21 protein-coding genes, 2 tRNA genes and 3 pseudogenes are annotated in these 26848 nt (G+C 37.7%); 22 read left to right on the top strand and 4 right to left on the bottom strand.

Going from position 1 to position 26848, the window contains the following annotated elements:
• The 6 genes and pseudogenes from ACFILY_RS05665 to ACFILY_RS05640 all read left to right on the top strand — a co-directional run.
• Positions 1–391 (top strand): annotated as a pseudogene (locus ACFILY_RS05665) (ABC transporter substrate-binding protein); the annotation flags it as partial.
• Between the two features lie 373 nt (positions 392–764).
• Positions 765–2381: an ABC transporter substrate-binding protein gene (locus ACFILY_RS05660; RefSeq protein WP_375631684.1), complete on the top strand. Its 1617-nt coding sequence runs from the start codon at positions 765–767 to the stop codon at positions 2379–2381.
• Between the two features lie 111 nt (positions 2382–2492).
• On the top strand, positions 2493–3566 hold the full coding sequence (locus ACFILY_RS05655; RefSeq protein WP_375673295.1) for an ABC transporter permease: 1074 nt from the start codon (positions 2493–2495) through the stop codon (positions 3564–3566).
• Between the two features lie 2 nt (positions 3567–3568).
• Complete coding sequence (locus ACFILY_RS05650; RefSeq protein ID WP_273790732.1) at positions 3569–4498, top strand: ABC transporter permease; 930 nt, start codon at positions 3569–3571, stop codon at positions 4496–4498.
• Positions 4491–5375, top strand: coding sequence for an ABC transporter ATP-binding protein (locus tag ACFILY_RS05645; protein WP_273790733.1), 885 nt, complete (start codon positions 4491–4493; stop codon positions 5373–5375). The genes ACFILY_RS05650 and ACFILY_RS05645 overlap by 8 nt, the downstream gene beginning before the upstream one ends.
• Positions 5362–6144 (top strand): ABC transporter ATP-binding protein, encoded by a 783-nt coding sequence (locus ACFILY_RS05640; RefSeq protein ID WP_375637844.1) that lies wholly within the window; start codon positions 5362–5364, stop codon positions 6142–6144. Before ACFILY_RS05645 ends, ACFILY_RS05640 begins: the two co-directional genes overlap by 14 nt.
• Positions 6145–6693: 549 nt before the next feature.
• Here ACFILY_RS05640 and ACFILY_RS05635 read toward each other — a convergent pair.
• The 4 genes and pseudogenes from ACFILY_RS05635 to ACFILY_RS05620 form a co-directional block, all read right to left on the bottom strand.
• Positions 6694–7525: pseudogene (locus ACFILY_RS05635) on the bottom strand (autotransporter domain-containing protein); the annotation flags it as partial.
• Positions 7526–7601: 76 nt separating this feature from the next.
• The gene (locus tag ACFILY_RS05630) at positions 7602–8216 is read right to left on the bottom strand and encodes a hypothetical protein (RefSeq protein WP_375637845.1); all 615 of its coding nucleotides are present in this window, start codon (positions 8214–8216) and stop codon (positions 7602–7604) included.
• Positions 8206–9990 (bottom strand): MFS transporter, encoded by a 1785-nt coding sequence (locus ACFILY_RS05625; protein ID WP_375637846.1) that lies wholly within the window; start codon positions 9988–9990, stop codon positions 8206–8208. Before ACFILY_RS05625 ends, ACFILY_RS05630 begins: the two co-directional genes overlap by 11 nt.
• 730 nt (positions 9991–10720) lie before the next feature.
• Positions 10721–10796, bottom strand: a tRNA-Val gene (locus ACFILY_RS05620).
• 174 nt (positions 10797–10970) lie between these two features.
• On the opposite strand from ACFILY_RS05620, the gene ACFILY_RS05615 reads away from it, so the two are divergent.
• From ACFILY_RS05615 to ACFILY_RS05540, 16 genes and pseudogenes are all read left to right on the top strand, one after another.
• Positions 10971–11047: transfer RNA gene (locus ACFILY_RS05615), tRNA-Asp, on the top strand.
• 299 nt (positions 11048–11346) lie between these two features.
• Positions 11347–11712 carry an NADH-quinone oxidoreductase subunit A gene (locus ACFILY_RS05610; protein WP_005773599.1) on the top strand — a complete coding sequence of 122 codons (366 nt, stop codon included), beginning with the start codon at positions 11347–11349 and terminating at the stop codon, positions 11710–11712.
• Positions 11703–12284, top strand: coding sequence for an NADH-quinone oxidoreductase subunit B family protein (locus ACFILY_RS05605; protein ID WP_273791282.1), 582 nt, complete (start codon positions 11703–11705; stop codon positions 12282–12284). The genes ACFILY_RS05610 and ACFILY_RS05605 overlap by 10 nt, the downstream gene beginning before the upstream one ends.
• A 14-nt stretch (positions 12285–12298) precedes the next feature.
• Positions 12299–12910 carry an NADH-quinone oxidoreductase subunit C gene (locus tag ACFILY_RS05600; protein ID WP_273791281.1) on the top strand — a complete coding sequence of 204 codons (612 nt, stop codon included), beginning with the start codon at positions 12299–12301 and terminating at the stop codon, positions 12908–12910.
• Positions 12911–13031: 121 nt separating this feature from the next.
• Positions 13032–14222 (top strand): NADH-quinone oxidoreductase subunit D, encoded by a 1191-nt coding sequence (locus ACFILY_RS05595; RefSeq protein WP_273791280.1) that lies wholly within the window; start codon positions 13032–13034, stop codon positions 14220–14222.
• A pseudogene (nuoE, locus tag ACFILY_RS05590) lies at positions 14222–14894 on the top strand (NADH-quinone oxidoreductase subunit NuoE). Before ACFILY_RS05595 ends, nuoE begins: the two are co-directional and overlap by 1 nt.
• Positions 14895–15039: 145 nt before the next feature.
• Positions 15040–16344 carry an NADH-quinone oxidoreductase subunit NuoF gene (gene nuoF / locus ACFILY_RS05585; RefSeq protein ID WP_273791278.1) on the top strand — a complete coding sequence of 435 codons (1305 nt, stop codon included), beginning with the start codon at positions 15040–15042 and terminating at the stop codon, positions 16342–16344.
• A gap of 68 nt (positions 16345–16412) precedes the next feature.
• Positions 16413–18482 (top strand): NADH-quinone oxidoreductase subunit NuoG, encoded by a 2070-nt coding sequence (gene nuoG / locus ACFILY_RS05580; RefSeq protein WP_375631155.1) that lies wholly within the window; start codon positions 16413–16415, stop codon positions 18480–18482.
• Positions 18483–18509: 27 nt separating this feature from the next.
• On the top strand, positions 18510–19556 hold the full coding sequence (gene nuoH, locus ACFILY_RS05575) for an NADH-quinone oxidoreductase subunit NuoH (RefSeq protein ID WP_375637643.1): 1047 nt from the start codon (positions 18510–18512) through the stop codon (positions 19554–19556).
• A gap of 14 nt (positions 19557–19570) precedes the next feature.
• Positions 19571–20062 carry an NADH-quinone oxidoreductase subunit NuoI gene (nuoI, locus tag ACFILY_RS05570; protein WP_273723184.1) on the top strand — a complete coding sequence of 164 codons (492 nt, stop codon included), beginning with the start codon at positions 19571–19573 and terminating at the stop codon, positions 20060–20062.
• Between the two features lie 94 nt (positions 20063–20156).
• Positions 20157–20777: an NADH-quinone oxidoreductase subunit J gene (locus ACFILY_RS05565; protein WP_273791276.1), complete on the top strand. Its 621-nt coding sequence runs from the start codon at positions 20157–20159 to the stop codon at positions 20775–20777.
• Between the two features lie 13 nt (positions 20778–20790).
• On the top strand, positions 20791–21099 hold the full coding sequence (gene nuoK / locus ACFILY_RS05560; RefSeq protein ID WP_273791275.1) for an NADH-quinone oxidoreductase subunit NuoK: 309 nt from the start codon (positions 20791–20793) through the stop codon (positions 21097–21099).
• A 6-nt stretch (positions 21100–21105) separates the two neighbouring features.
• Positions 21106–23070 carry an NADH-quinone oxidoreductase subunit L gene (gene nuoL / locus ACFILY_RS05555; protein WP_375637642.1) on the top strand — a complete coding sequence of 655 codons (1965 nt, stop codon included), beginning with the start codon at positions 21106–21108 and terminating at the stop codon, positions 23068–23070.
• Complete coding sequence (locus tag ACFILY_RS05550) at positions 23070–24539, top strand: NADH-quinone oxidoreductase subunit M (protein ID WP_273791287.1); 1470 nt, start codon at positions 23070–23072, stop codon at positions 24537–24539. The genes nuoL and ACFILY_RS05550 overlap by 1 nt, the downstream gene beginning before the upstream one ends.
• A gap of 17 nt (positions 24540–24556) precedes the next feature.
• Positions 24557–26011 (top strand): NADH-quinone oxidoreductase subunit NuoN, encoded by a 1455-nt coding sequence (gene nuoN / locus ACFILY_RS05545; protein WP_375637640.1) that lies wholly within the window; start codon positions 24557–24559, stop codon positions 26009–26011.
• The gene (locus tag ACFILY_RS05540) at positions 26011–26820 is read left to right on the top strand and encodes a biotin--[acetyl-CoA-carboxylase] ligase (RefSeq protein ID WP_375631153.1); all 810 of its coding nucleotides are present in this window, start codon (positions 26011–26013) and stop codon (positions 26818–26820) included. The genes nuoN and ACFILY_RS05540 overlap by 1 nt, the downstream gene beginning before the upstream one ends.
• The last annotated feature ends 28 nt before the right edge of the window (positions 26821–26848 follow it).

Here is a 26848-nt window from a genome sequence, read left to right as displayed (position 1 = left end):
AGCAGGTACACAGTTGTTTTCAAAAGTGAATGCACGGGCTTTTGATACGGCTTTTATCGGATGGAATAATGATTCTGTGGATCCTCATACAATGGCTTCACGTCTTATTTTCAATCCAGATAATCGGTTTGAGGCTAGAAATACAGCCTATCCTAGTTGGAAGCATGGGTATTTTGATGCCAAGATGAATCAAAAAGTTGAAGAGGCGCTGTTTCAAAAAGATCCGCAAAAACGGGCACAACTCTATGCTGATTTACAACGTGAACTTATGCAAAAAGGACCTTATGCGTTTATCTTTCAACAATATAGCGTTGTCGCGATGACGCCTGATGTCAAAAAGTGGGTTTGGAATAGTGCACCGCGTATTTTTTATAGTGCAATTGAAAAATAAGAGTGTCTTTTTAATGTTGTCAAAGCTAAAAAGAGCTTAATCATAATTGCATGATGAAAATATTCTCCCATATAAAAGCTCTTCAGTTTTTTAAGGATGAAATTGTGAGGGATGTTTGTGCAGTAGCAGTATATAATTAAGATCGTTTATAGGGAGCGATGAATATAGAAAGTTATATTGGGGAGGATCTTTGTTTATAGTTATAGATTCTCTGCATACAGAATATAGACTGATGTATAAGAAAATTATTTTATAGATGCTTAGTTTGATGAAATGAAATTGATGTCTAATGCTATGCTATTTAAAAGATGAAAGAGCAAAATCAAAATCACTTTGTGTGAAAAGGTAGAAGAATACAAAAGGAAGAGATAAAATGGGAAAACAAAGAATATTGAAAAATTTTTCTATTTTATTAAGCTCAATCGTTTTTTTTAATGGGGCTGTAACATCGGCATTCAGTGCTTCATCTAAAGATATATTGGTAATGGCGTGGAATATTGATTCAATTAGTAGTTTTGATCCAGCGCAAACTGTTGAGGTTGTGACGAGTGAGTTATTGACGAATATTTGCAGCGCGTTAGTGCAATATGACGAGCATGATCCTACAAAAATTCGCCCTGCTATGGCAAAATCTTGGGACGTTTTAGATAATGGCAAAAGAATAGTTTTTCATCTTCGTGATGATTTAAAGTTTAATGACGGAAGGACGGCTACAGCGCAAGATCTGGTATGGTCGATGCGACGGATTATTAAATTAGGATTAAGCTATGCTCAATCTTTAATGGATTATGGGTTTACCAAAAACAATGTTGAAACAAATATTCAGGCACTTGATGATAAGACTTTACAATTAAAATTAGATAAACCCTATCCTATTCAGCTCATATTGACTGTTATTGGACAATCTTATGCTTCTGCTTTGCTTGATCGGGAAACAATTGAAGCACAGAGTATTAACGGTGATATGGGGAATAAATATTTAGCAACACATTCAGCTTGTGTTGGACCTTATAAATTGGTGAGCTGGTCTCCAGGAGATAAAGTTGTGTTAGAGGCGACACAGCATTATTGGGGCGATGTGCCTAAAATTAAGCAGATTGTTGTGCAGCATGTAGCGGATTCATCAAGTCAAAGACTTCTTTTGGAAAAAGGTGATGTGGATATAGTGCGTGATCTTTCTTCAGAGGATATTTTAGATCTTGAAAAAAAGGGAGGCTCAGTCAAAATTAGTCGTGTTTTGCGTCCGCAGATTATTTACCTATCGTTAAATAATAAGAATGCAATTTTTGCGAATGAAAAGGTCAGACTGGCACTTCGTTATTTGGTTGATTATGAAGGTCTTGGAAAAACTGTTTTGAAAGGAATTGCTATTCCTCGGGCAACTTATATGTCTTTAGGTGTTCCAGGTGCTTTAGATGAAAAAGAAGGTTTGCCTTTTCAGTTGGATTTGAAAAAAGCAAAACAACTGATTACTGAAGCTGGTTATCCTAATGGGTTTAAAGCTAATCTTTTAGTTGGAAGCCTTAGTTATATGTCGTCTGTTGCACAGTCTATTCAAGCCAATGCACGCAAAATTGGTGTTGAGCTTACAATTGAAAAAATGGCACAAAATCAATTGTTGAGCCGTGTACGTGGTGGAAATTATGATACTGCACTTATGGGGTGGGGGAGTGCCGATCCTGATGGACATCCTGCTTCATTAAATCACGTGTTTAACCCTGATCCAACATTTACAAAAAAGCACAATATGTATTTAGCTTGGCGCGCTGGGTATTATGATGAAAATATTAATAACATGGTGATGGATGCTTTGTTTGAGCAAGACTCCAATAAGCGCATTGTGCAATATCGTACTTTACAGCATTATGTGTTAGAGCATGGTCCTATGGTTTATTTATTTCAGACATATTATACCGTTGGTATGGGACCTGATGTCAAAAAATGGATTTGGAACAGTTATAGACTTTATTACAATGAAGCAGAAAAATAAAAGAAGCATGTTATAGAGAAGGATTGTAGAACATGCTTCATAAGAGGTTGTTTCGTTATATAAAAAGAGGTATTTGCTTTATGTTTTGTCGCTACAGAGGGGATTTTTATAATGGTTTTGCCACTTTCAGAGACTGAAAGAGCTGTATCAGAAAAGCAGAAAAAATTATTTTTATGGGATTTTTTATGCAAAGGATTGAAACTTCTTATTTCAGTTTTTATCACATTGCTTGGGTTGGTGACGATCACTTTTTTTCTTGGTCATCTTCTTCCTCTAGATCCGGTTCTGTCTATTCTTGGTGATAATATCAGTCAGGAAGCTTATGATGCAATGTATTATAAGCTGGGTCTTGATAAGCCGTTGATTGTCCAATATTGGAAGTATCTTCATAATGTATTTTTGTTTGACTTTGGAGATGCTTTAACTTCTGGGCGACCTGTTCTAGCCGATATTATGCGTGTATTTCCTGCAACATTAGAGCTTGCAACCGTTGCTATTGTTATTGGCACAACTCTTGGAATTCCATTTGGTGTTTTTGCAGCAATGTATCGCGATTCATTTATTGATTATGTTGTCCGTGTTTTTACACTTGTAAGTTATTCTACTCCAACGTTTTGGCTCGGATTAATGGCGTTGTTAATATTTTACGCCAAGCTTGGCTGGGTTGGTGGCCTAGGACGTATTGATTTTCTTTATGAATATTCTTTTGAACCAAAAACAGGATTTTTCCTTTGGGATACGGCAAGCCAAGGACAATGGGAGGCTTTTGGTAATGTTTTTAGTCACGTTATTATGCCTGCTTTGATCTTGGCTTTCGGTGCTATGGCTTATATTAGCCGTATGACTCGTGGGTTTATGATTGAGCAGCTTAATCAGGAATATATCATTACTGCACGTGTAAAGGGATTATCGTGGGCGCGAACCGTTTGGGGGCATGCCTTTCGAAATGCTGCTGTTCAAATTATTACTGTTGTTGCGCTTTCTTATGCTTTTTTATTAGAAGGGGCTGTTTTAACGGAGACAGTTTTTGCTTGGCCTGGTTTTGGACATTACTTGACAAATGCTCTTTTAGCCGGAGATATGAATGCAGTTGTAGGATGTACTTTACTTGTAGGATTTATCTTTGTCGCCATTAATTTATTTTCTGATTTGCTTTATCGCATTTTTGATCCAAGGACACGTTGAATATGACAGTAAGTAATCATCATAAATCGCAATCATCATCTTCTTTGGGTAGTTGGTTAAACGATCCTGTTCCAAACTCCATAATTCAAGCGAACATACAAAGAATTTATCACGCACTGGCTAAGTTTTTTCATAACTTTTCGGCTGTATTCGGTCTGCTTATTATTTGTATTATTATCATATGTGCATTTTTTGCTCCTTGGATTGCTACGCATGATTTTCTTAGCAATGATCTAGGGCATCGGTTGCAGCCACCCTCTATGGCGCATTATTTTGGAACAGATGAATTGGGACGTGACATTTTTAGTCGCCTTGTTTTTGGTTCCCGTATTACTCTTTATGTTGTTTTTCTTACAACAGTTATTGTAGGTCCAATAGGGCTTATTGTTGGAACTGTATCTGGTTATATGGGCGGATGGGTTGATACTGTGCTCATGCGTATTGTCGATATTTTTCTTGCTTTTCCAGGTTTGATTTTAGCTCTTGCATTTTCAGCCGCATTGGGACCGGGGATTGAAAATGCTTCTATTGCAATTTCAATTGCAGCATGGCCGCCAATTGCACGTTTAGCACGTGCTGAGACTTTGACAATACGTTCTTCTGATTATGTTTCTGTAGTTCGTTTGCAAGGGGCCTCTGCTTGGCGAATTATTTTATTTCATGTTGCGCCCATGTGTATTCCTTCAGTGATTGTACGATTAACTTTGGATATGTCTGGAATTATTTTAACGGCTGCTGGTCTTGGTTTTTTAGGGTTGGGAGCTCAACTTCCAAGTCCTGAATGGGGTGCGATGCTTTCTTCAGGGCGGGAATTTATGATGACAAATTGGTGGTTGGCGGCAATACCAGGCTGTGCAATATTATTTGCAAGTCTTGCTTTCAACCTTTTAGGTGATGGTCTTCGTGATGTATTGGATCCACGCAATGGGTAATAAATTATTAGAAGTAGAAGATTTACGTATTTCTTTTCCTACAACGCGCGGCATTTCAGAAGTTGTGCGTGGCGTTAGTTTTTCTGTTGGAAAAGAAAAAATTGGAATTGTTGGTGAATCCGGATCCGGAAAATCGATGACTGGGCGCGCAATACTAAGGTTAAGTCCAAAAGCAGCCATTGTTAAAGCTAAAAAAATGCGCTTTGAGGATGTTGATTTATTGGCCGCAAGTGAACCTCAGATGCGAAAAATCCGTGGGAAACGTATTTCAATGATTTTACAGGACCCCAAATATTCACTTAATCCATTAATACGGATCGGGGAACAGATTATGGAGGCTTACCGTATTCATTATCGTGTTTCAAAAGCTGAAGCGCGGGAGCGCACCATATCTATGTTAGAATCTGTTCATATTCGTGATCCTGAACATGTGATGCGTCTCTTTCCTCATGAAATATCTGGGGGGATGGGGCAGCGTGTGATGATTGCAATGATGCTCATTCCAAAACCTGATTTAATTATTGCCGATGAACCAACATCTGCGCTTGATATTACGGTCAGACGGCAAGTTTTATCCGTATTAGATGAACTTGTTACAAAGTCTGGAACGGGACTTATTTTCATTAGTCATGATTTAAATATGATTGCTGATTTTTGTGATCGTATTTTAGTGATGTATGCGGGCCGTGTGCTAGAAGAGTTGCCTGCTTCTGATTTGTCTCACGCTTGTCATCCTTATACAAAGGCGTTGCTCGCGAGTTTACCACGGCTTGATAATCCAGTTGATATTTTGGCTGTTCCTGAGCGTGATCCTGATTGGTTGTATAATCCTACGATTGTTAATGGTGTTGAGGAGGTTCCTCATGACAAATTGTGAGAATATTATTGATGTTTCTAATTTATCTGTAACTTTTGGTCATAGGCATAAGGCAGTAACAGTTGTTAAAAATGTTAATTTTCATATTAAGCGTGGTGAAGCTTATGGTTTGATTGGTGAATCCGGATGTGGAAAGTCAACTATTTTGAATACATTGGTGGGGCTTATTCCAGATTATAGTGGAAAGTTTCTTTTTGCTGGACAAGAAGTTGAAAAGAAAAGAAGTAAGGATTTTTTACGCTGTATTCAAATGGTTTTTCAAGATCCTTATGCTTCGCTGCATCCAAGAAAAATGGTCCATACGGTTCTTTCTGAATCGCTCAAAATCCATGGGATGGATAATCAAAGAGAGCGGGTAGAGGATGCTTTAGATTCCGTTGGTTTAGATTCTTCCTTTCTTTATCGTTATCCTCATGAGTTGTCTGGAGGGCAGCGTCAGCGTATTGCTCTTGCACGTGCTTTAATTATTGAGCCAGAGGTGTTATTGCTTGATGAGCCAACATCTGCATTGGATGTGTCGGTACAGGCTGAAATTTTAAACTTGTTGAAATCATTGCGCGTGAGAAAAAAGCTTACTTATTTAATGGTATCCCATGATCTTGCTGTTGTTGCACATATTTGTGAACGTGTTGGAATTATGCATAAAGGGATTATTCTTGAAGAGCTTAGCAATGATGAATTGCGTAATCTACGTGCGCAACACGATTATACAAAGGAGTTTTTTGAAGCAAGTATAGAGCCTGTTGTCCATAGAGAGCAAAGAGCATGATCCATTTTACAGAAGAGAAAATGCAATTTTATTTGTTTTGAAGTTTCTGGTGATGTTTGGCGGTATTGTTAAGAGGGAAGGGCATAATAGGATTTTTCCAGTATGAATTTGCTGGGCAGTGTTTGAGCTATAATATTTTAAATCCTACTAGAACTCCCATTTTGAAATATACGAGTGACTTATAACATACATCCCTTTGTTTAATATTGTTATATTATTTTTACTTATCATTTTATGTTCAAAAGTTTTATTTTGGCATTTAAAGCATTAAATTTGTGAGAAATAACAAAAGATAGTAATACTGTATTTTCTAGAAAAGCTTCACATTATTTTTCAATATTATTTTGTTTTTGGTTGTTCTCTTTTTACAGTTTTATTCTTTATAAAAAGAATTTTTTGTAAAAAACATTCAATGGTCAATGACAGTCTTCAAATATTTCGCTGTTCTCTATTTAAAAAAGCGCTTAAAAACAGCTTATAATAAGCCAAAAAGGCAGCAATATGCTGCCTTTTTGTTAAATTGAATGGGCTGTTTTTTACAGTCGTTATTTAAAACTGATAGCGTATTCTTCCTGAAAAGCTTGCACCACTTATACCAGTTTTTGAAGCTTTTGTTGATAGCTGACATCACCATGAAGGGAGAGGTTAGCGGACAATTGTGGCCCACCTTCAACGAAACTTCCCGAGGGGGCACGTTTATAATTCTTATCGATATGGAGTTGTCTGATCATCACCAAAGGTTTTGATCAAGTTTACTTTTCCATAGAAAGACATAGGACGGCTGTTTTCAGTGGCAATGGTTTTTTTCAAACGTCCACCAACACGGATTATCCATTGAGAAGGATTTTGCATGTCAATGGTCAGATTATCAGCATCTTTAATGGTATCAAACATCAAATGTTGATAGGCAAGCTGTGCCTGCGGTTTGAATGTTACGCCTTGAATACCCGTTGCAAATTGTTTGCCAACATTTGTGGAGATCGCCAACATTTTTGTATTTTTCAATTTTGCGGTTGTATTAATGAGGGCATTGGTGATCTTTCCCTTTAGGAAGCCATAGGATAACAGCGTATCAAGATAGAAACCACTGTCACGCTGTTTACTGCCATAGGCGGTGAGTTGAAATGACCATTTATTCAATATGCTCTTACTTGCTGTCTTGCATATTCTTTGGAGTGAAGGAGAGTTGCCCGTAGGTTCCGAAAAGACCAAAATGTATTGTAGATATTTTTCCTTTCTGCGCGACAAGGTTAACAGCTCCTTGTAGAGCAGCATAGCGAAGATGAGCACTGCTATAACCATATTTACTAGGAGCACTACTTATAAGAAAATAAGCTTCCTGTTTTCCATAGACGTATAAGAAGAAGCCATTCCGTTTGTCTTATTCTTTCCTTAAGACATCTGTTTTTTCAACTAACACACCAGAAGAACTGTGAAAAGAATCCGATAGTTTATATTTATTGGTGTAAACTCTGATGCGTATATCCATATTTTATCTCACAGCCAGAAAAAAAATCCCGTATCATATTTAACTGAAATGTATTCTCGTACTTTTTTCTATTTTCAAAATTAACTAAAATGAACTCGGGAGTAGCGATACATATTAGAGCTAACACTTCTGCCAAATCGAATCTCTCCGATAAAGTAATCGTCACACTATATGGTACGCTATCTTTTTTCATACATTCTATGTTATGCACCCACTTTTGTTTATATTTTTTACTGTCTAGATTTCTTATCTCTGAAATAACATCTGTGCCTATTTGTATCCCTAAAAAGAACGGATTACTCTTTAATAGCTTCAAATATGGTTGAATATAGATGTGCCCCCCTGTTGCAATCCGAAAATATTTTTTACAAATGAGACACATACAAGTATATTTATGAAGTAAATCATAATCGAGCTCAAAAGGCTCTCCACCAGAAAGAATAATAAAATCAGATTTTATGTCATTTATTGTATATAAAGATTCAGGCAACGCGTCATCTCTCACTATACATTCCATCGAATACGGACAATGATTGCAGCCCGCACTGCAATTTTTATTACAAATTACAATATTATCGCCCATGAAATTTCTTATTCAAGTTTATATAATCCAATACTAATTTTTTCATGAAAATATTTTGGTATAGACAAAGATCAGAAATTTTTTTAGCCACAAACGCTTTTATCATTGGTAAAGCTTCATCCTTTGATATAGACAGCAAATGAGAAATATAGTCTATCCGTTCTTCTAAATTGAGAGATAATCTTGGACTGGTGAAAAATGTTAAGATATCCAATTCCGGACTGGCTTCTTGACATAAATCCCAATCCACTACCATAAAAGAACTATCAGGAGTAACAATGATATTATCAGGATGTAAATCTCCATGTGATAAGATTATATTCTTGCTTAATCGATCTTGAAAGATCTTATTGATTTGATCAATAATCGCCTTTTGATGTAGCAAATCCATTTGGCTCAATACAATACCCCGGATAAACTCCCATTCGACTACTTCATCGCAAAGTGTTATCAAATTTGGTGCAGGATAGAGACTTTGTCGAAAAGAGCCATCCTTGATGTTTTCATTAATGCACGATGCTTCCGGATAAATTTGCCCATAGCAAAACTCTTGATGCTTGCGTTTCAAGAAATGTTGTTTTGACGATTGTGCATTTTCAGGCTGTAACCAAATGATTTCTTGTTTTCTGACAAAAATAATTAAAGCAGACACCCCAAAAATCACAGCCATAATCACTGCCAACCACAAATTAGCTTGCCAGAATGTTGAAAAAACATGACCGTATAAAAAACTGAATGCAAAGGATACAACAGCTGTAATAATAGCTGTGAATGATAAAACAGTCGCGATAGCTTTGGGATCAATCAGTGAATTTATAAGAAGAGACGACAGATAAGATCGATAAGCAGATTTAAAAACACATAGCAGTAAAAATCCTAATATAAGAGCCGCAATAATTTGAAATGACATGAGAAAAAAAGCAATGGTTACCATACAACCAATCATTAAGACGGGGAAAATAGGATTTTGAAACTTTGAAAAATACTTCTGAAACAATATATTGGAACTTGCTGAAAAAAAATTCCCAATGATAAAAATAATCGAAACCAAAATAGCAGGTTGAAATGGCAAAAAATCAGAAAATGCGATAGAAACAGTTCGATTATTAACCAAAATAGCAAAAGCTGAAACTGCACTTAAAAAAATAAGAGTGAAGCGATAAGGATTTTTGACTTCTTTACGGCTGGCGCACATAACTGTGAAAATATTCGGATGAGCGTTGATATGAAAACTATCTAATCCCTTCGTCAGTTTTGAAAACATAAAAATAGCAAAAATTAATGAAAGGACTTGAAAAATCACAGGCAATGCAGGATGCACATAATAAAGTATTCCTCCTAAAAAAATAAGTACCGTTGTCACACTATAGGTAACAGCAGCCACTTCGGACTTAACGGAAAACAGTGTGCGATGCTTTGGTACTATAGAAAAGAGTAAACTATCTTCCGCACCTGAGAAACAAGCGGCTGCTAATGTAATACACAACAAATAAGTGGCGTAAGCAAAATATGCATAATTCATAAAAAGAGCTAAAAAACCGCAAAGAAAGAAAAACAGCCCAGTATAAATAACGCGCTTACTTCCATAAATATCTGATAATAAACCCAAGGGGATTTCTAAGATCAAAGGAAGCAATAAAAAATAACTACCGATTAAAACAATATCCGCTTGTGACAAATGCAATTTTTCCGACAAAAAAAGTGGTAAAACAGCAACCACTATAGCAGTAGACTTGCTAACACTATAAATCTTAAATTGCTTAACCTTATCCACAAAATACCTTCCCACGACATCCGCTACATGCGCCAGATTCTTTCAAAGATTTTAAAACGCTCTGAGCAGACCAATCTATTGCCTCATAATTTTGTAGATTCCCAAAAGCTTCTGAATAAAAGCAATTTTTTAAATCTCCATTATAGTCCAATACCAAGGATGAAAATGGAAATAAACACATTAACGGCGACGAAACGTACATAGAATTTTCGCCTAAGTAATAATTAATACAATTTACAAAATTTTGTGACGTCCATGAGATTTTCCTTTCTTGGAACTTTTTATCTATATAAATCTGGAGGGGGGATTCTTTCCTTGATAATTCATCTCTCAAATGAAAAAGTGAAGTGTTTGGCGGAAGAGTTTTGTTTCTTAAAGCCTTAGATCGATCCTTTGTATTATTTTTTCTAGAAAAACTAAATGACGACGTATCGAGCGGGCTGAATCCGATATAATCGACATCTTTGCTTATACAAAAATCGATAAAATTAATAATATTTTCTAGAATCTCTTTGGTAACTGTCGCTCTTATTCCTATACTTTGCAGAGGTTGAAGATTCTTAACTGTTTCAATGTTTTTCCACAAGCGATCAAATTTATTCGCCCCCGTATATCATAATATCCTTGGACACTAGTCGAATCCATAGAAATAACAATACTTTATTCAGGAATCTCTCATCTTTAAAAAATATATGAAGAATCAATAACTGAATAGGAATGTAAAGCTATATGGTGGGCGATGAGAGACTCGAACTCCCGACATCCTCGGTGTAAACGAGGCGCTCTACCAGCTGAGCTAATCGCCCAATGCAATGATCAGCAATTGAATGGAGACTCTTTAAGGAAAAATTTTTCTAAACGCAAGAATAAAGATGGTATTTGATAATTTTTTTTAAAAATGCATAATCCTTCTTGACATAAACGCGTGAACCCCTTACACGACCGCTTGTACCAAATTAAATTGGTTCGAAAAAAAATGCGCGGGTGTAGCTCAGTTGGTTAGAGTGCTGGCCTGTCACGCCGGAGGTCGCGGGTTCGAGCCCCGTCACTCGCGCCATTTCTTGATTCCTTATGAAATTTCCTTTTTTTAAGTATCCATATGCTATAAGTGAGGTGGTGGAGTATTTGATTGGGGGATAAATATGTTTTTTCTTTCTTTTTATATGGTTTATAAGAATAGGGCTTGCGTCTTTCTTTGCTCTGCGTTACCTATGCCGATAAGAAAAGTATCGCTCTGTATGCCTTTGAAGCAGTATGAATAGAGTTAATAGAGCGATTGTTAAATTTGTCTGTTTGGTCTCGCAATATTGAATCATTGTGTTAAACTCAGGCATTTCGTTACGATGGAAGAGGGTTATGGCTTATTTATTGAGCTCTTACTTACCAGTCTTGATTTTCATTATTGTGTCAGCGGTTATTGCTGGAGTTTTGTTGATTACACCTTACATTGTAGCATATCGTTCCCCCGATCCTGAAAAGTTATCGGCTTATGAATGTGGGTTTAATTCATTTAGTGATGCACGCATGAAGTTTGATATTCGTTTCTATTTGGTATCAATTTTATTTATTATTTTTGATCTTGAAGTTGCTTTTCTTTTTCCTTGGGCTGTTTCATTCGAATCAATAGGTATGTTTGGCTTTTGGTCGATGATTGTATTTTTAGCGATTTTGACTATTGGATTTATATATGAATGGAAAAAAGGAGCTCTTGAATGGAATTAAGATCTAATAATTCAACGATTACAGCTCCAAAACCAAAAGGAATCATTGATCCAAATACTGGTGGGCTGATAGGATCTGATGATAAGTTTTTTCGTGATATCAATGCTGAATTATCAGATAAGGGTTTTTTAGTTACCTCGGCAGATGCTTTGATTACTTGGGCACGTACCGGTTCTTTAATGTGGATGAGTTTTGGTTTGGCTTGTTGTGCTATCGAAATGATGCAATGCTCAATGCCTCATTATGATAATGAGCGTTTTGGATATGCACCACGAGCTTCACCCCGCCAGTCCGATGTGATGGTGGTTGCTGGTACGCTCACAAATAAGATGGCGCCTGCTTTAAGGAAGGTTTATGATCAGATGCCTGAGCCACGTTATGTGATTTCTATGGGGTCATGTGCAAACGGTGGGGGATATTATCATTATTCCTATTCAGTAGTGCGGGGATGTGATCGTATCGTGCCTGTCGATATATATGTTCCAGGGTGTCCACCTACAGCAGAGGCATTATTATACGGCATATTGTTGTTACAGAAAAAAATCCGTCGTACCGGATCCATAGAGCGATAGAGAGTTTTCTTGTCATGGTGGATGAAACATTGGTTGAACTTGCTGCTTATTTGGAAAATAAGTTAAAAAATAAGCTTGAAGAGACTGTTCTTGCTTTTGGTGAATTGACCATTGTGGCACGTCTTGATGCAATTATCGATGTCTTAATGTTTGTTCGAGATGATTCTCGCTGTCAATTTATTAATCTTACAGACATTAGTGGTGTGGATTATCCTTCTCGCGATAAGCGCTTTGATGTTTCTTACCAATTGTTATCTCCTCGTGAGAATTTACGCTTACGTGTAAAGGTTCGTACTGATGAAAATACTCCTGTTGCTTCAGCTTGTACGGTTTATCCTGGTGCAGAGTGGTATGAACGAGAAACGTATGATATGTATGGGATTTTATTTTCAGGACATCCGGATTTGAGACGGATTTTAACAGATTATGGGTTTGAAGGATATCCTTTACGCAAAGACTTTCCTGTGACAGGATTTGTTGAATGCCGTTATGATAATGAAGCAAAGAGAGTGATTTATGAGCCTGTTGTTTTGCGCCAAGAGATGCGTAATTTTGATTTTCTGTCTCCTTGGGAAGGAGGACAGTATACTTTGCCACGTGATGGAAAAGCAGATGAAAAAAAATAATATTGGTTTTGATAAGGCATTATATTAGAGTACTGTATTTCTTAAATAATTAAATATTTTTTAGCGTGATAGATTTTTTTGATATTTGATATGAAGTTTTTTAAAAAGCAAGGGGTTGATTGTGGCTGAGGTCAATGTTCGAAACTTTAATATCAATTTTGGTCCGCAGCATCCTGCCGCGCATGGGGTTTTGCGCATGGTTCTGGAGTTGGACGGTGAAGTTGTTGAGCGTGTAGATCCACATATTGGGTTGTTGCATCGCGGTACTGAAAAATTAATGGAAACAAAGACTTATCTTCAAGCGGGTCCTTATTTAGATCGTTTGGATTATGTTGCTCCTATGAATCAGGAACATGCCTTTGTTCTTGCTATTGAAAAGTTATTAGATATTAAAGTTCCTAAAAGAGGGCAATTAATACGTGTTTTGTTTTCTGAAATTGGGCGTATTCTTAATCATTTGCTTAATGTAACGACACAGGCAATGGATGTTGGCGCTTTAACACCACCGCTTTGGGGGTTTGAGCAACGTGAAAGGTTGATGATTTTTTATGAGCGTGCCTGTGGTGCTCGTCTTCATGCAAATTATTTTCGTCCCGGTGGCGTGCATCAAGATTTACCAGAATCTTTAGTTGAAGATATTGGTGATTTTATTGATCCATTTCTTGTTTCTCTCGGAAAACTTGATGCGCTTGTGACCCCAAATCGGATTTTTAAGCAGCGTAATGTGGATATTGGCGTTGTAAGTATTGATGAAGCTTGGGCACGCGGTTTTTCTGGGGTTATGATTCGTGGAGCTGGTGTTCCGTGGGATTTGCGTAAAAGTCAGCCTTATGAATGTTACGATGAAATGGAATTCGATATTCCTGTAGGTAAAAATAGCGATTGTTATGATCGCTATCTTATTCGTATGGAAGAAATGCGTCAATCAGCGAAAATCATGCGCCAATGTGTGGAGCGTTTACTGAGTACTGAAAAAAATGGACCGATTTCGAGCTTGGATCGCAAAATCGTACCACCGACGCGGAGTGAAATGAAAAGCTCGATGGAAGCACTGATTCATCACTTTAAACTCTATACGGAAGGTTTTCATACACCTCCTGGAGAAGTATATGTTGCTGTGGAAGCTCCGAAGGGTGAGTTTGGTGTTTATCTTGTTTCTGATGGGACCAATAAGCCTTATCGTGTCAAGTTGCGTGCTCCTGGGTTTGCTCATCTCCAAGCTATGGATTTTTTAACCAGAGGTCATATGTTGGCAGATGCTACAGCTATTTTGGGTTCGATTGATATTGTTTTTGGGGAGGTTGATCGCTAATGTCCGTACGCCGTCTTGCAGATGATGTTTATCAGCCGGCTGAGTTTTCTTTTACAAAAGAAAATCAGATATGGGTACAAAATACCATAAAAAAATATCCTGTAGGGCGTCAGCAGTCTGCTGTAATTCCATTATTAATGCGCGCTCAAGAGCAAGATGGTTGGGTGACACGTGCTGCAATTGAGCATATTGCTCAGATTCTTTCTATGGCTTATATCCGTGTCTTAGAAGTTGCTACTTTTTATACTCAGTTTCAGCTTAAGCCTGTTGGAACAAAAGCGCATATTCAAGTTTGTGGTACAACGCCTTGTATGTTACGTGGTTCTGATGAATTGATTAAAGTTTGTCAGAAAAAAATTCATCATGAACCTTTTGCGACCAATCAGGATGGAACCTTATCATGGGAAGAGGTAGAGTGTCTTGGTGCTTGTGTTAATGCTCCGATGGTTATGATTTTTAAAGATACTTATGAAGATCTTACAGCTGAACGCCTTGAAGAAATTATTGATGCATTTGAAGCAGGTGAAAGTTCTGAGATAGCGGTTGGTCCACAAAATAGTCGTAAATCGTCGGAACCGATTAGTGGTTTAACTTCTCTTATTGATGATGAGAAAGAAAAAAAGATCTCTCAAGTCTTCACCAAAAAAGGATAAGGAAAGAATGGGAACATAATTAAGTATTTTTCTTGAAAAAATATTTTATTATTCTACCCATGATGGCAACATTTAACGAAAAGTAAGAAGTCTTGAAAAGATATTTAAAAATTGCATTTGAGGAAAAGCGGAAAATGCTATGGGTAATAGAAAAAAGGTGAGGTATGCTAGCTGATAAAGATCGTATCTTCACCAATATTTATGGCTTAAAAGACAAATCATTAAAGGCTGCGATGTTGCGTGGGCATTGGAATGGTCTGAAAGAGATGATTGACAAAGGTCGTGATTGGATCATTGACGAAGTGAAGGCATCGGGTTTACGCGGTCGTGGTGGTGCTGGTTTTCCTACTGGAATGAAGTGGTCCTTTATGCCAAAGCAGAATGATGGGCGTCCTCATTATTTGGTTGTCAATGCCGATGAATCTGAACCTGGAACTTGTAAAGACCGTGATATTTTACGTCATGACCCCCATACTTTGATTGAAGGATGTGTAATCGCTACTTTTGCTATGGGAGCCAATGTTGCTTTTATTTATATTCGTGGTGAATATATTCGTGAACGTGAAGCGCTTCAAGCTGCCGTTGATGAGTGCTATGATGCGGGGTTACTTGGCAAAAAAACGAAATATGGGCATGCTTGTGATATTGTTATTCATCATGGAGCTGGTGCTTATATTTGTGGTGAAGAAACGGCTCTTCTTGAAAGTCTTGAAGGAAAAAAGGGGCAACCTCGGCTTAAGCCACCATTTCCTGCCAATATGGGGGTTTATGGCTGTCCAACAACAGTAAATAATGTAGAGTCTATTGCCGTTGTTCCAACGATTTTGCGGCGGGGTGCTTCGTGGTTTTCATCAATTGGACGAGCAAATAATGTTGGAACGAAATTATTTATGGTTTCAGGGCATGTTAATGCACCTTGTACATTTGAAGACGCTCTTGGTGTTTCATTCCGTGAATTAATTGAAAAACATACGGGTGGTGTTCGTGGTGGATGGAATAATCTTTTAGCGGTTATTCCAGGGGGGGCTTCTTGTCCAGTCGTTCGTGGTGAGGATATGATCGATGCGATCATGGATTTTGATGGGATGAGAGATGTCGGGTCTTCTTTTGGCACAGGGGGAATGATTGTTATGGATAAATCAACCGATATTATCAAGGCAATTTGGCGTATAGCTGCTTTTTTCAAGCACGAGAGTTGTGGTCAGTGTACACCGTGTCGTGAGGGGACGGGGTGGATGATGCGTCTTTTAGGGCGTATGGTTGAAGGAAGAGCGCAAAAACGCGAGATTGATCTTTTGTTTGAAGTGTCTAAACAGGTTGAAGGACACACTATTTGTGCGCTTGGTGATGCTGCCGCATGGCCTGTACAGGGGTTGATACGTAATTTTCGTCCGGAAATCGAGCGTAGAATTGATGAATACACGCGAAATGTAGTCCAAAGCAAAAATATTGCTTTAGAAGCGGTTTAATAACGGATTTTGTTCTAAGAGCAACCGAATGCAAATTTTAAGTGGGTTATCCGCAGGTTGGATGGGTGATGATAAATATCAAAGTTGATGGCAAAGAGATTGAAGTTCCTGATTACTACACGTTGCTTCAGGCTGCTGAGGCGGCGGGTGTTGAAGTGCCACGTTTTTGTTTTCATGAATCTTTATCAATTGCTGGAAATTGTCGTATGTGTTTAGTTGAGGTTAAGGGTGGTCCTCCAAAACCTCAGGCTTCTTGTGCTATGGGGGTTCGTGATTTACGAGTAGGGCCTAACGGTGAAGCACCTGAAATTTTTACCAATACGGCGATGGTAAAAAAAGCACGTGAAGGTGTTATGGAATTTCTTCTCATTAATCATCCTTTGGATTGTCCAGTGTGTGATCAAGGGGGAGAGTGTGATCTTCAAGATCAAGCAATGCTTTATGGACGAGATTGTTCTCGTTATACAGAAAATAAACGTGCTGTAGAAGATAAATATATTGGACCTCTTGTCAAAACTGTTATGACACGATGTATTCATTGTACACGGTGTGTTCGTTTTACAACGGAAGTTGCAGGTATTTCTGAGCTTGGTTTGATCGGTCGTGGTGAAGATGCTGAAATTACGACGTATCTTGAAAAAGCTATGACATCTGAATTACAGGGAAATGTTATTGATCTTTGTCCAGTGGGAGCTTTAACTTCAAAACCTTATGCGTTTCATGCCCGTCCGTGGGAATTGGTAAAAACGGAATCGATTGATGTGATGGATGCGCTTGGTAGTGCTATCCGTATTGATAGCCGCGGCCGTGAAGTTATGCGGATTATGCCGCGTACGAATGAAGATGTAAATGAGGAATGGATCTCTGATAAAACGCGTTTTATTTGGGATGGATTACGGACTCAGCGGCTTGATAAGCCATATATACGCAAAGATGGAAAGCTTCAACCTGTCAGTTGGACAGAAGCTTTTGCAAAAATTAAAATGGTGATCTCTAAAATTTTTCCAGAAAAAATTGGAGCCATTGCTGGAGATCTTGCTTCTGTTGAAGAAATGTATGCCCTTAAAGCATTATTGAGCTCTTTGGGCTCAACGCTTTTTGATTGTCGTCAAAGAGGGGGGGCTTTATCGCCAGAGTTTGGACGCTCGAGTTATATTTTTAATCCTACAATTGTAGGTATTGAACAGGCTGATGCACTGCTTATTGTGGGATCTAATCCACGTCATGAAGCAGCTGTTTTAAATGCGCGTATTTTAAAGCGCCAACGGATGGGCAATTTTCCTATTGCATTAATTGGAGAGAAAGTCGATTTACGTTATCCTTATTCTTACCTTGGATCTGGGAGTGATACATTAACGACACTTATTCGTGGAGAGGATGTTTTTTTTAATGTCTTAAAAGAAGCGAAGAGGCCCCTTATTCTTATCGGAGAGGGGGCTGTTTCAGGAAATGAAGGTTTATCTGTTTTAAAAAGTCTTGCTAAATTAGCTGATAATATTGGTGCTCTTAGTGAGACATGGAATGGGTTTGGGGTTCTTCATAATGCAGCATCGATTGTTGGAGGGTTAGACATAGGCTTTACTTCTAAGCTTGGGGTTGCAAATATACTTAAAACCTGTGAAGTTCTATTTTTGCTTGGTGCTGATGAAGTAGAATTAGCCAATACAAAAGCTTTTACAGTTTATATTGGGAGCCATGGTGATAATGGTGCACATGCTGCTGATGTTATTTTGCCTGCATCTGCTTACACTGAAAAATCAGGGCTTTATGTGAATACAGAAGGACGTGTTCAAATGACAAATCGGGCTGGTTTTGCTCCAGGTGAAGCAAAAGAAGATTGGGCTATTTTGCGTGCTTTATCGGATATTTTAGGACAAAAACTCCCTTTTGATTCTCTTCCTCAATTAAGGCAATGCTTGTTTAATGATTATCCACACCTTTGTGCTGTTGATGATATAGTGCCTTCTGATATAAGTGGTCTTAAGGCGCTTGGTTCAAAAATGGTTTCTCTCGAGAGTCAAACATTTACTTCTATGGTTAAAGACTTTTATTTAACAAATCCGATAGCACGTGCTTCTGCTGTTATGGCTAAATGTTCATCTCTTGCAAAAAATCGTTCTACGCAAACTGTACTGTAAAGTAAGGGCAAAGGAAAAAGAATAATGATGTATGATTTCTTTATGACTTGGCTGTTGCCATTACTCATTATAATCGGAAAAACACTTCTTCTTTTGGTCGTTCTTTTGGTCTTAGTTGCTTACCTTCTTTACGCAGATAGAAAAATTTGGGCTGCGGTACAATTGCGTCGTGGACCAAACGTTGTTGGTCCATGGGGATTGTTACAGTCTTTTGCAGATTTAATTAAATTTGTTGTGAAAGAACCTATTATCCCAGCAGGTGCAAATAAGGGGGTTTTTCTTTTGGCTCCTTTTGTTTCAGCGACACTTGCTTTATCAACTTGGGCTGTTATTCCTGTCAATGAGGGTTGGGAGGTTGCGAAGATTAATGTTGGCTTGCTTTATATTTTAGCCATTTCATCTCTTGAAGTTTATGGTGTTATTATGGGGGGATGGGCATCAAATTCAAAATATCCTTTCTTAGGAGCTCTTCGTTCGGCGGCACAAATGGTTTCTTATGAAGTTTCCATTGGTTTTGTGCTTGTGACCGTTATTTTAGTGAGTGGTTCGTTGGATCTTACAACAATTGTTCTTAAACAAAGTCATGGTTTTGGTACAACTCTTGGTCTTCCTTTTAACAGTTTTCTCGATTGGAATTGGTTGGTCCTTTTTCCAATGTTTATTATATTTTTTATTTCTGCGCTTGCAGAGACAAACCGTCCTCCATTCGATTTGGTGGAAGCAGAATCTGAACTTGTTGCTGGTCATATGGTAGAATATTCTTCAACGCCTTACATGCTCTTCTTTTTAGGTGAATATGTTGCGATTGTTTTAATGTGCGCATTAACAACCATTCTATTTTTAGGCGGTTGGCTGCCTCCTTTAGATGTTTGGTGGCTTAATTGGGTTCCTGGTATCATTTGGTTTGTTTTAAAAGTCTGTTTTGTATTTTTTTGGTTTGCTATGGTTAAAGCATTTGTTCCACGTTATCGCTATGATCAGCTCATGCGGCTTGGTTGGAAGGTTTTTCTTCCTCTCTCACTAGCAATGGTTGTGATAACTGCTGCTTTTTTAAAGTTTACGGATTTCGTTTAAGAGGAGATTTTACGATGTCAGGTTTCATTCAGGCGGCAAAGTCACTTCTTCTATTGGAATTTGTGAGTGCTTTTTTCTTAGCTATGCGCCAATTTTTTTCACCAAAGCCCACGATTAATTATCCTTATGAAAAAGGTTTTGTATCTCAGCGTTTTCGCGGTGAGCATGCATTGCGTCGCTATCCAAATGGTGAAGAACGGTGTATTGCTTGTAAATTATGTGAAGCGATTTGTCCTGCTCAAGCGATTACAATTGAAGCTGGGCCACGGCGCAATGATGGTACACGTAGAACTGTCCGTTATGATATCGATATGGTTAAATGTATTTACTGTGGTTTTTGTCAAGAAGCTTGTCCGGTTGAGGCTATTGTCGAAGGTCCAAATTTTGAGTTTGCGACGGAAACACGTGAAGAACTTTATTATGATAAAGAAAAGCTTTTATTGAATGGAGATCGCTGGGAGCGAGAAATTGCTCGAAATATATTGATGGATGCGCCTTATCGTTAAGTGTATCGTTAAATGAGGTGTCGGATATTTTTCCGATAAATTGTAATCTGGTATGAAGTTTATACCAATTGTTTGAATAATTAAGGAGAAGCCTATGCTAACAGATCTAGCGGCGGCATTTTTCTATTTGTTTGCTTTTATTATGCTAACAAGTGCAGTTATTGTTATTACAGCACGCAATCCAGTGCATTCTGTTTTGTTTTTAATCCTCGCATTTTTTAATGCAGCAGCTTTGTTTTTACTTGCAGGGGCAGAGTTTTTAGGGCTTATTCTGCTTGTTGTGTATGTTGGAGCTGTCGCTGTTTTATTTTTATTTGTCGTTATGATGCTTGACGTTGATTTTGCTGAGTTAAAGAGTGGAACTCTTCGCTATGCTCCTATTGGAGCTCTTATTGGTGTTATTATCGCTGTAGAATTGATTGTTGTTTTTATGAGTAGCTATTTTTCTCCAATCTTGAGAACGCATGTTACGCAACCAATGCCAGATTTAGCCCAGCGAACAAATACACAAGCATTAGGTGATATTCTCTATACGGATTATGTTTTCTATTTTCAAATTGCTGGAATGATTTTATTGGTTGCAATGATTGGAGCTATTGTTCTAACACTTCGTCATAAATTAGGAGTAAAGCGGCAATCTATTGCGGAGCAAGTTTCTAGAACGGTAGAAAGTGCTATTGAAATCAAACAAGTTGAATCAGGCAAAGGTATATAAGGGGGCTATGTAGATGTATATTGATATTACACATTATCTCACTGTTTCTGCTTTGATGTTTACAATTGGTATTGCTGGAATTTTTCTCAACAGAAAAAACGTGATTATTATCTTGATGTCCATTGAGCTTATATTGCTTTCAGTTAATCTCAATTTTGTTGCATTTTCAGCATTTCTTCATGATCTCGTTGGTCAGGTATTTGCTTTATTTGTCTTAACCGTAGCAGCTGCTGAAGCTGCCATTGGTTTAGCAATTCTGGTCGTTTTTTTCCGTAATCGTGGTTCCATTGCGGTTGAAGATGTTAATGTAATGAAAGGCTAACCAGTGATGTATTATACGATTGTCTTTCTTCCGCTTTTGGGTTTTTTAATTGCTGCACTAGGTGGAAAAACGATAGGAGATCGTGCGAGTGAATTGATAACATGTAGCTTTATGGTTGTTGTTGCCATATTATCGTGGATAGCATTTTTCAGTACTGCACTTGGTTATATTCCAGCGATTGATGTATCGGTATTACATTGGATGACTGTTGGTGACTTAAGCTTTAATTGGGCTTTACATGTTGATGCATTAACAGCTGTCATGCTTATTGTTGTAAACAGTGTTTCGGCATTGGTGCATATTTATTCAATTGGTTATATGCATCATGATCCTTCAAGGTCTCGTTTTTTTTCTTATCTTTCTTTATTTACATTTATGATGCTTATGTTGGTCACATCCAATAATTTGATTCAGATGTTTTTTGGATGGGAAGGTGTCGGACTTGCTTCTTATTTACTCATCGGTTTTTGGTTTCAGCGCGATTCTGCTAATAAGGCCGCAATGAAAGCTTTTGTAGTTAACCGTGTTGGAGACTTTGGTTTTCTCTTAGGAATCTTTAGTATTTTTGTTTTGTTCCAATCGGTTGATTTTGCCTCTATTTTTGCAAAAGCTGCCGACAAGAGCTTTATACAAAATGTGACATTTTTAGATTGGCAATTTGATGGGCAGACGGCAATTACCATTACATGTCTTTTATTATTTATTGGTGCGATGGGAAAATCCGCACAATTTCTTTTACATACTTGGCTGCCTGATGCAATGGAAGGACCAACCCCTGTATCAGCGCTTATTCATGCTGCTACAATGGTAACGGCTGGTGTTTTTATGGTTGCGCGTATGTCGCCAATTTTTGAACTTTCTTCGACTGCTTTGACCGTGATTATTATTGTTGGTGCAACAACAGCGTTTTTTGCAGCAACTGTGGGGTTGGTGCAGAATGATATTAAGCGTGTTATTGCTTATTCTACATGCTCTCAACTTGGTTATATGTTTGTGGCATTAGGTGTTGGAGCTTATGGCGCTGCTGTCTTTCATCTTTTTACGCATGCTTTTTTTAAAGCCTTATTGTTTCTTGGTGCAGGTTCTGTGATTCATGCTGTATCTGATGAACAAGATATGCGAAAAATGGGTGGGTTACGCAAACATATAAAGGTCACCTATTGGATGATGATGGTCGGGACCATTGCCTTGACCGGTGTTGGAATTCCAGGAACACTTTTCGGGACTGCAGGTTTTTTCTCAAAAGATGCGATTATAGAGTCTGCTTTTGCATCTCATAATATTGCTTCAGGATATGCTTTTTATCTTCTTGTTTTTGCTGCCTTTTTAACAAGTTTCTATTCATGGCGGCTTATCTTTATGACATTCCATGGTAAACCACGGGCAACAGTTGATGTGATGCATCATGTTCATGAATCGCCTCCAGTTATGTTGATTCCACTCTTTCTTTTATCTATTGGAGCAATATTTTCTGGTGTCGTTTTCCAACCTTACTTTTTTGGTGAGTTGTATAATGCTTTTTGGAAGGGAGCATTATTTACAAGCAGCCATAATCACATTCTTCATGATGCCCACCATGTCTTTAATTGGGTAAAATGGTCGCCATTTATAGCGATGCTTCTTGGGTTTATCTTAGCTTATTTATTTTATGTTTCTATTCCATCTCTTCCTAAGAAAATGGTTCGTATTATGCCAAGAACATATAACTTTCTTTACCAAAAATGGTATTTCGATCAATTATATAACTTTTTGTTTGTTCGTCCTACCTTTAGAATTGGTTCTTTTCTTTGGAAAGTGGGAGACGGTAAGATTATTGATGGTCTAGGTCCTAATGGTATTGCAGCGCGTGTTGTTGATATTACAAATAGAGTTGTTCGAATGCAAACAGGCTATCTTTACCACTATGCATTTGCAATGCTTATCGGCGTTGCATTGCTCATTACATGGATGATGATCGGGGGCGTAAACTAATGACCGATTGGCCTATTCTTTCTACGGTTACATTTTTGCCGCTTGTTGGTGTGCTTCTGATTTTGTTTATCAAAGATGATAGTGAAGTAGCACGCCATAATATACGTAATGTCGCATTTTTTACGACTCTATTTGTTTTTATTATTTCTTTAATTATTTGGATAGGATTTGATTCTAGCAACCAAAATTTTCAAATGGTTGAAAAATCCAGTTGGTTAGGGGGGGGTATTAGCTATCATATGGGGGTTGATGGTATTTCTATTCTTTTTGTTGTTCTCTCGGCTTTTCTTTTGCCTTTCTGTATTTTAGCAAGTTGGGAGAATGTTAAAGAGAGATTAAAGGCTTATATGATTGCGTTTCTTCTTCTAGAAGTTGCGATTATTGGCGTTTTTTGTGCTCTTGATGCAATGCTATTCTATGTTTTTTTTGAAGGCAGCCTTATTCCAATGTTTATCATTATAGGTGTATGGGGAGGAGCACGTCGTGTTTATGCAAGTATAAAGTTTTTCTTATATACTTTACTTGGTTCAGTGCTTATGCTGGTTGCTCTTATGGTTATGTATTGGGAGGCTGGGACACTTGATATACCAACTTTACTCAATTATCAGTTTCCTGCTCATATGCAAATATGGCTATGGCTTGCATTTTTTGCTTCTTTCGCAGTTAAAATGCCAATGTGGCCAGTTCATACATGGCTCCCTGATGCTCACGTAGAAGCACCGACAGCGGGTTCCGTTATTTTAGCTGGTGTCTTACTCAAATTAGGTGGGTATGGTTTTCTTCGTTTTTCTTTGCCTATGTTTCCTATCGCTTCAGCAGATTTTGCGCCTTTTGTTTTCACATTATCGCTTATCGCTATTATTTATACATCACTGGTTGCACTTGTTCAAAGTGACATCAAAAAACTTATTGCTTATTCTTCAATAGCGCATATGGGGTATGTGACAATGGGTATTTTTGCTGCAAATGAACAGGGGATACAAGGGGCTATTTATCAGATGCTATCCCATGGAATTGTTTCAGCAGCATTGTTTCTTTGTGTTGGGGTTATCTATGATCGCTTGCATACACGTGAAATTTCAGCGTTTGGTGGTTTAGTGAATAATATGCCTAAATATGCTGTTGTTTTCTTAATTTTCACTATGGCAAATGTTGGTTTGCCTGGAAGCTCAGGATTTTTGGGTGAGTTTTTAACCTTAATAGGTGTTTTTCAAGTAAATAAATTGGTTGTTGTTTTAGCAACAACAGGTGTTATCTTATCGGCAGCCTATGCCCTTTATCTTTATCGGCGTGTGGTTTTTGGTTCCTTGGATAAAGAGAATTTAAAAGTATTAATAGATCTTTCTTTAAGAGAAAAATTCCTCCTTTATCCAATGGTTATTCTTACAATATTCTTTGGTATCTATCCAACGCCTATTCTTAAGGCAACGGCGTTTTCCGTAGAAACCCTCATCAATAAACTGCACTAGATAAGGGAAGAATGCACATGCAAACTGAAATAATAGCGCAATTAGTCTTAATTCTTCCGGAGCTTTTAATCGCATTAGGAGCTGTCGTGCTACTTATGATTGGTGTTTATTCCAATACACGTGCTTCTTTAACAGTGACAGGTTTAGCCATGGCACTTCTTGTGGCAACCATTATTATTCTTATAGTTTTTCCGAAAAATGGTTCATTTCAAACCAATGCGCTCGTTATCGATTCCTTTAGTCGTTATATGAAAATTTTAATGCTTATTGGCGCACTCTTTTCTCTTATTATGTCTGTTGGTTTTGCCAATGCACAAAAGTTTAATATATTTGAATTTCCAGTGCTTGTTCTTTTAGCAACCCTTGGAATGATGTTTATGATTTCAGCGGGTAATATGCTGTCGCTTTATATGGGGTTAGAACTGCAATCTTTAGCTTTATATGTTTTAGCAGCGATTAATCGTAATAATGTAAAATCTTCTGAAGCCGGTATAAAATACTTTGTTTTAGGAGCATTATCTTCAGGGTTGCTTCTTTATGGTATTTCTTTACTTTATGGTTTTACCGGTCAAATTGGTTTTCACGAAATTGCTCTTGCTTTAAAAGGTAAGAATGTACAATTGGGGGTCATTTTTGGAATTGTCTTTATTTTAGCTGGTTTGGCTTTCAAAATTTCTGCTGTTCCATTTCATATGTGGACACCTGATGTTTATGAAGGAGCGCCCACACCGATTACAGCATTTTTTGCTGGTGCCCCTAAAGTTGCTGCAATGGCTTTAATCATCCGTATTATTGTGACGACCTTTATTCCCCTAGGGCGTGTTGATAACGTGATGCCTGCATGGCAACAAATTTTGGTGTTCATGGCGATTGCATCAATGATACTGGGTGCTTTTGCTGCAATTGGTCAAAATAATATTAAGCGCTTAATGGCTTATTCGTCGATCAGTCATATGGGCTATGCACTTGTTGGTTTATCTGCTGGAGATATGCTAGGAGTAAAAAGTGTTATTCTTTATATGACGATTTATCTTGGAATGACGATTGGTTCATTTGCCTTTATTCTTGGAATGCGCTCTCAGAATGGCAATGTTGAAAATATTTATGATCTTTCAGGGTTAGCAAAGACGAATCCTTTTATGGCTGTTGTGATGACAATACAGCTTTTTTCTTTAGCAAGCATACCTCCTATGGCTGGTTTTTTTGGAAAGTGGTATACATTTTCTGCGGCTGTCCACGCTGGACTTACTCCACTTGCTGTCGTGGGGATGATAGCGTCTGTCGTTGGGGCTTTTTACTATTTGAGAGTCATTAAAATTATGTGGTTTGATGATGCAAAAGCGCATTTTGTTGCTTTATCGAATGAGCTTCAGTTTTGTCTTAGTCTTTCTGTATTCTTTATTTTATTTTACGCGCTTTTTGGAGTTTGGTTCGCTGAGCTAGCAGAAAAAGCAGCAACAGCATTGTTTTAATGAATATGGTTTATACTTTATCAGATTTTGCACAAAAACAGGGATATACTGTTGAAGCGTACGATAGTGTTGATTCAACAAATCTCATTGCGCAACGAAAAGCGAAAACTGGTCATCAAGGTAATCTTTGGATTGTTGCACAAGAACAATCACAGGGAAGAGCAAGAAGAGGGAGGACTTGGTCTAGTCCAAAAGGGAACCTTTATTCTAGTCTTTTATTAATTGATGATATTGTTCATCAAACTGCGGCTCAACTTGGCTTTGTTGCTGGAGTAAGTGTGGCAGAGGCAATAAAACAATTGATAAAAGAGGAAAAGCAGACAAACAATATTGTGAGCTTAAAATGGCCAAACGATATTTTGCTCAAAGGAGAAAAAAGCTCTGGAGTTTTGCTTGAGATTTTAAAATTGTCATCACAACAATATGCCTTGGTTATTGGTATTGGAATAAATGTGAAATATAATTATGAAGATGCACCTTATTCCACTTCAAGCTTAAAGAATATCGGTTTGCATATTGATGCAGAACAATTATTTACGGTTTTGACGGAGTGTTTTTCTAAAAATTACCTTCTTTGGAAACAACCAAAAGGATGTGAAATAATCCGAAAAAAATGGCTTTTATATTCCGCTCACCTTGGAAAACATGTCAAAGTGGTGAATGATGAAAAAGTCATTGAGGGTATTTTTGATGGTCTTGATAGTGATTTTAACTGCATCATAAAGCAAAAAGACGGTCAGACAGCCATTATAACAGCTGGAGATGTTCATTTTGGTTCCGCTGATTCTATTAATGCAGGTCGTTATTGAAAAATTATTTTATCATCAGATACCTTAA

This window comes from Bartonella sp. CL25QHWL (assembly GCF_042195335.1).
Classification (GTDB): Bacteria; Pseudomonadota; Alphaproteobacteria; order Rhizobiales; family Rhizobiaceae; genus Bartonella.
This window is presented reverse-complemented; position numbering and strand designations above follow the sequence as displayed.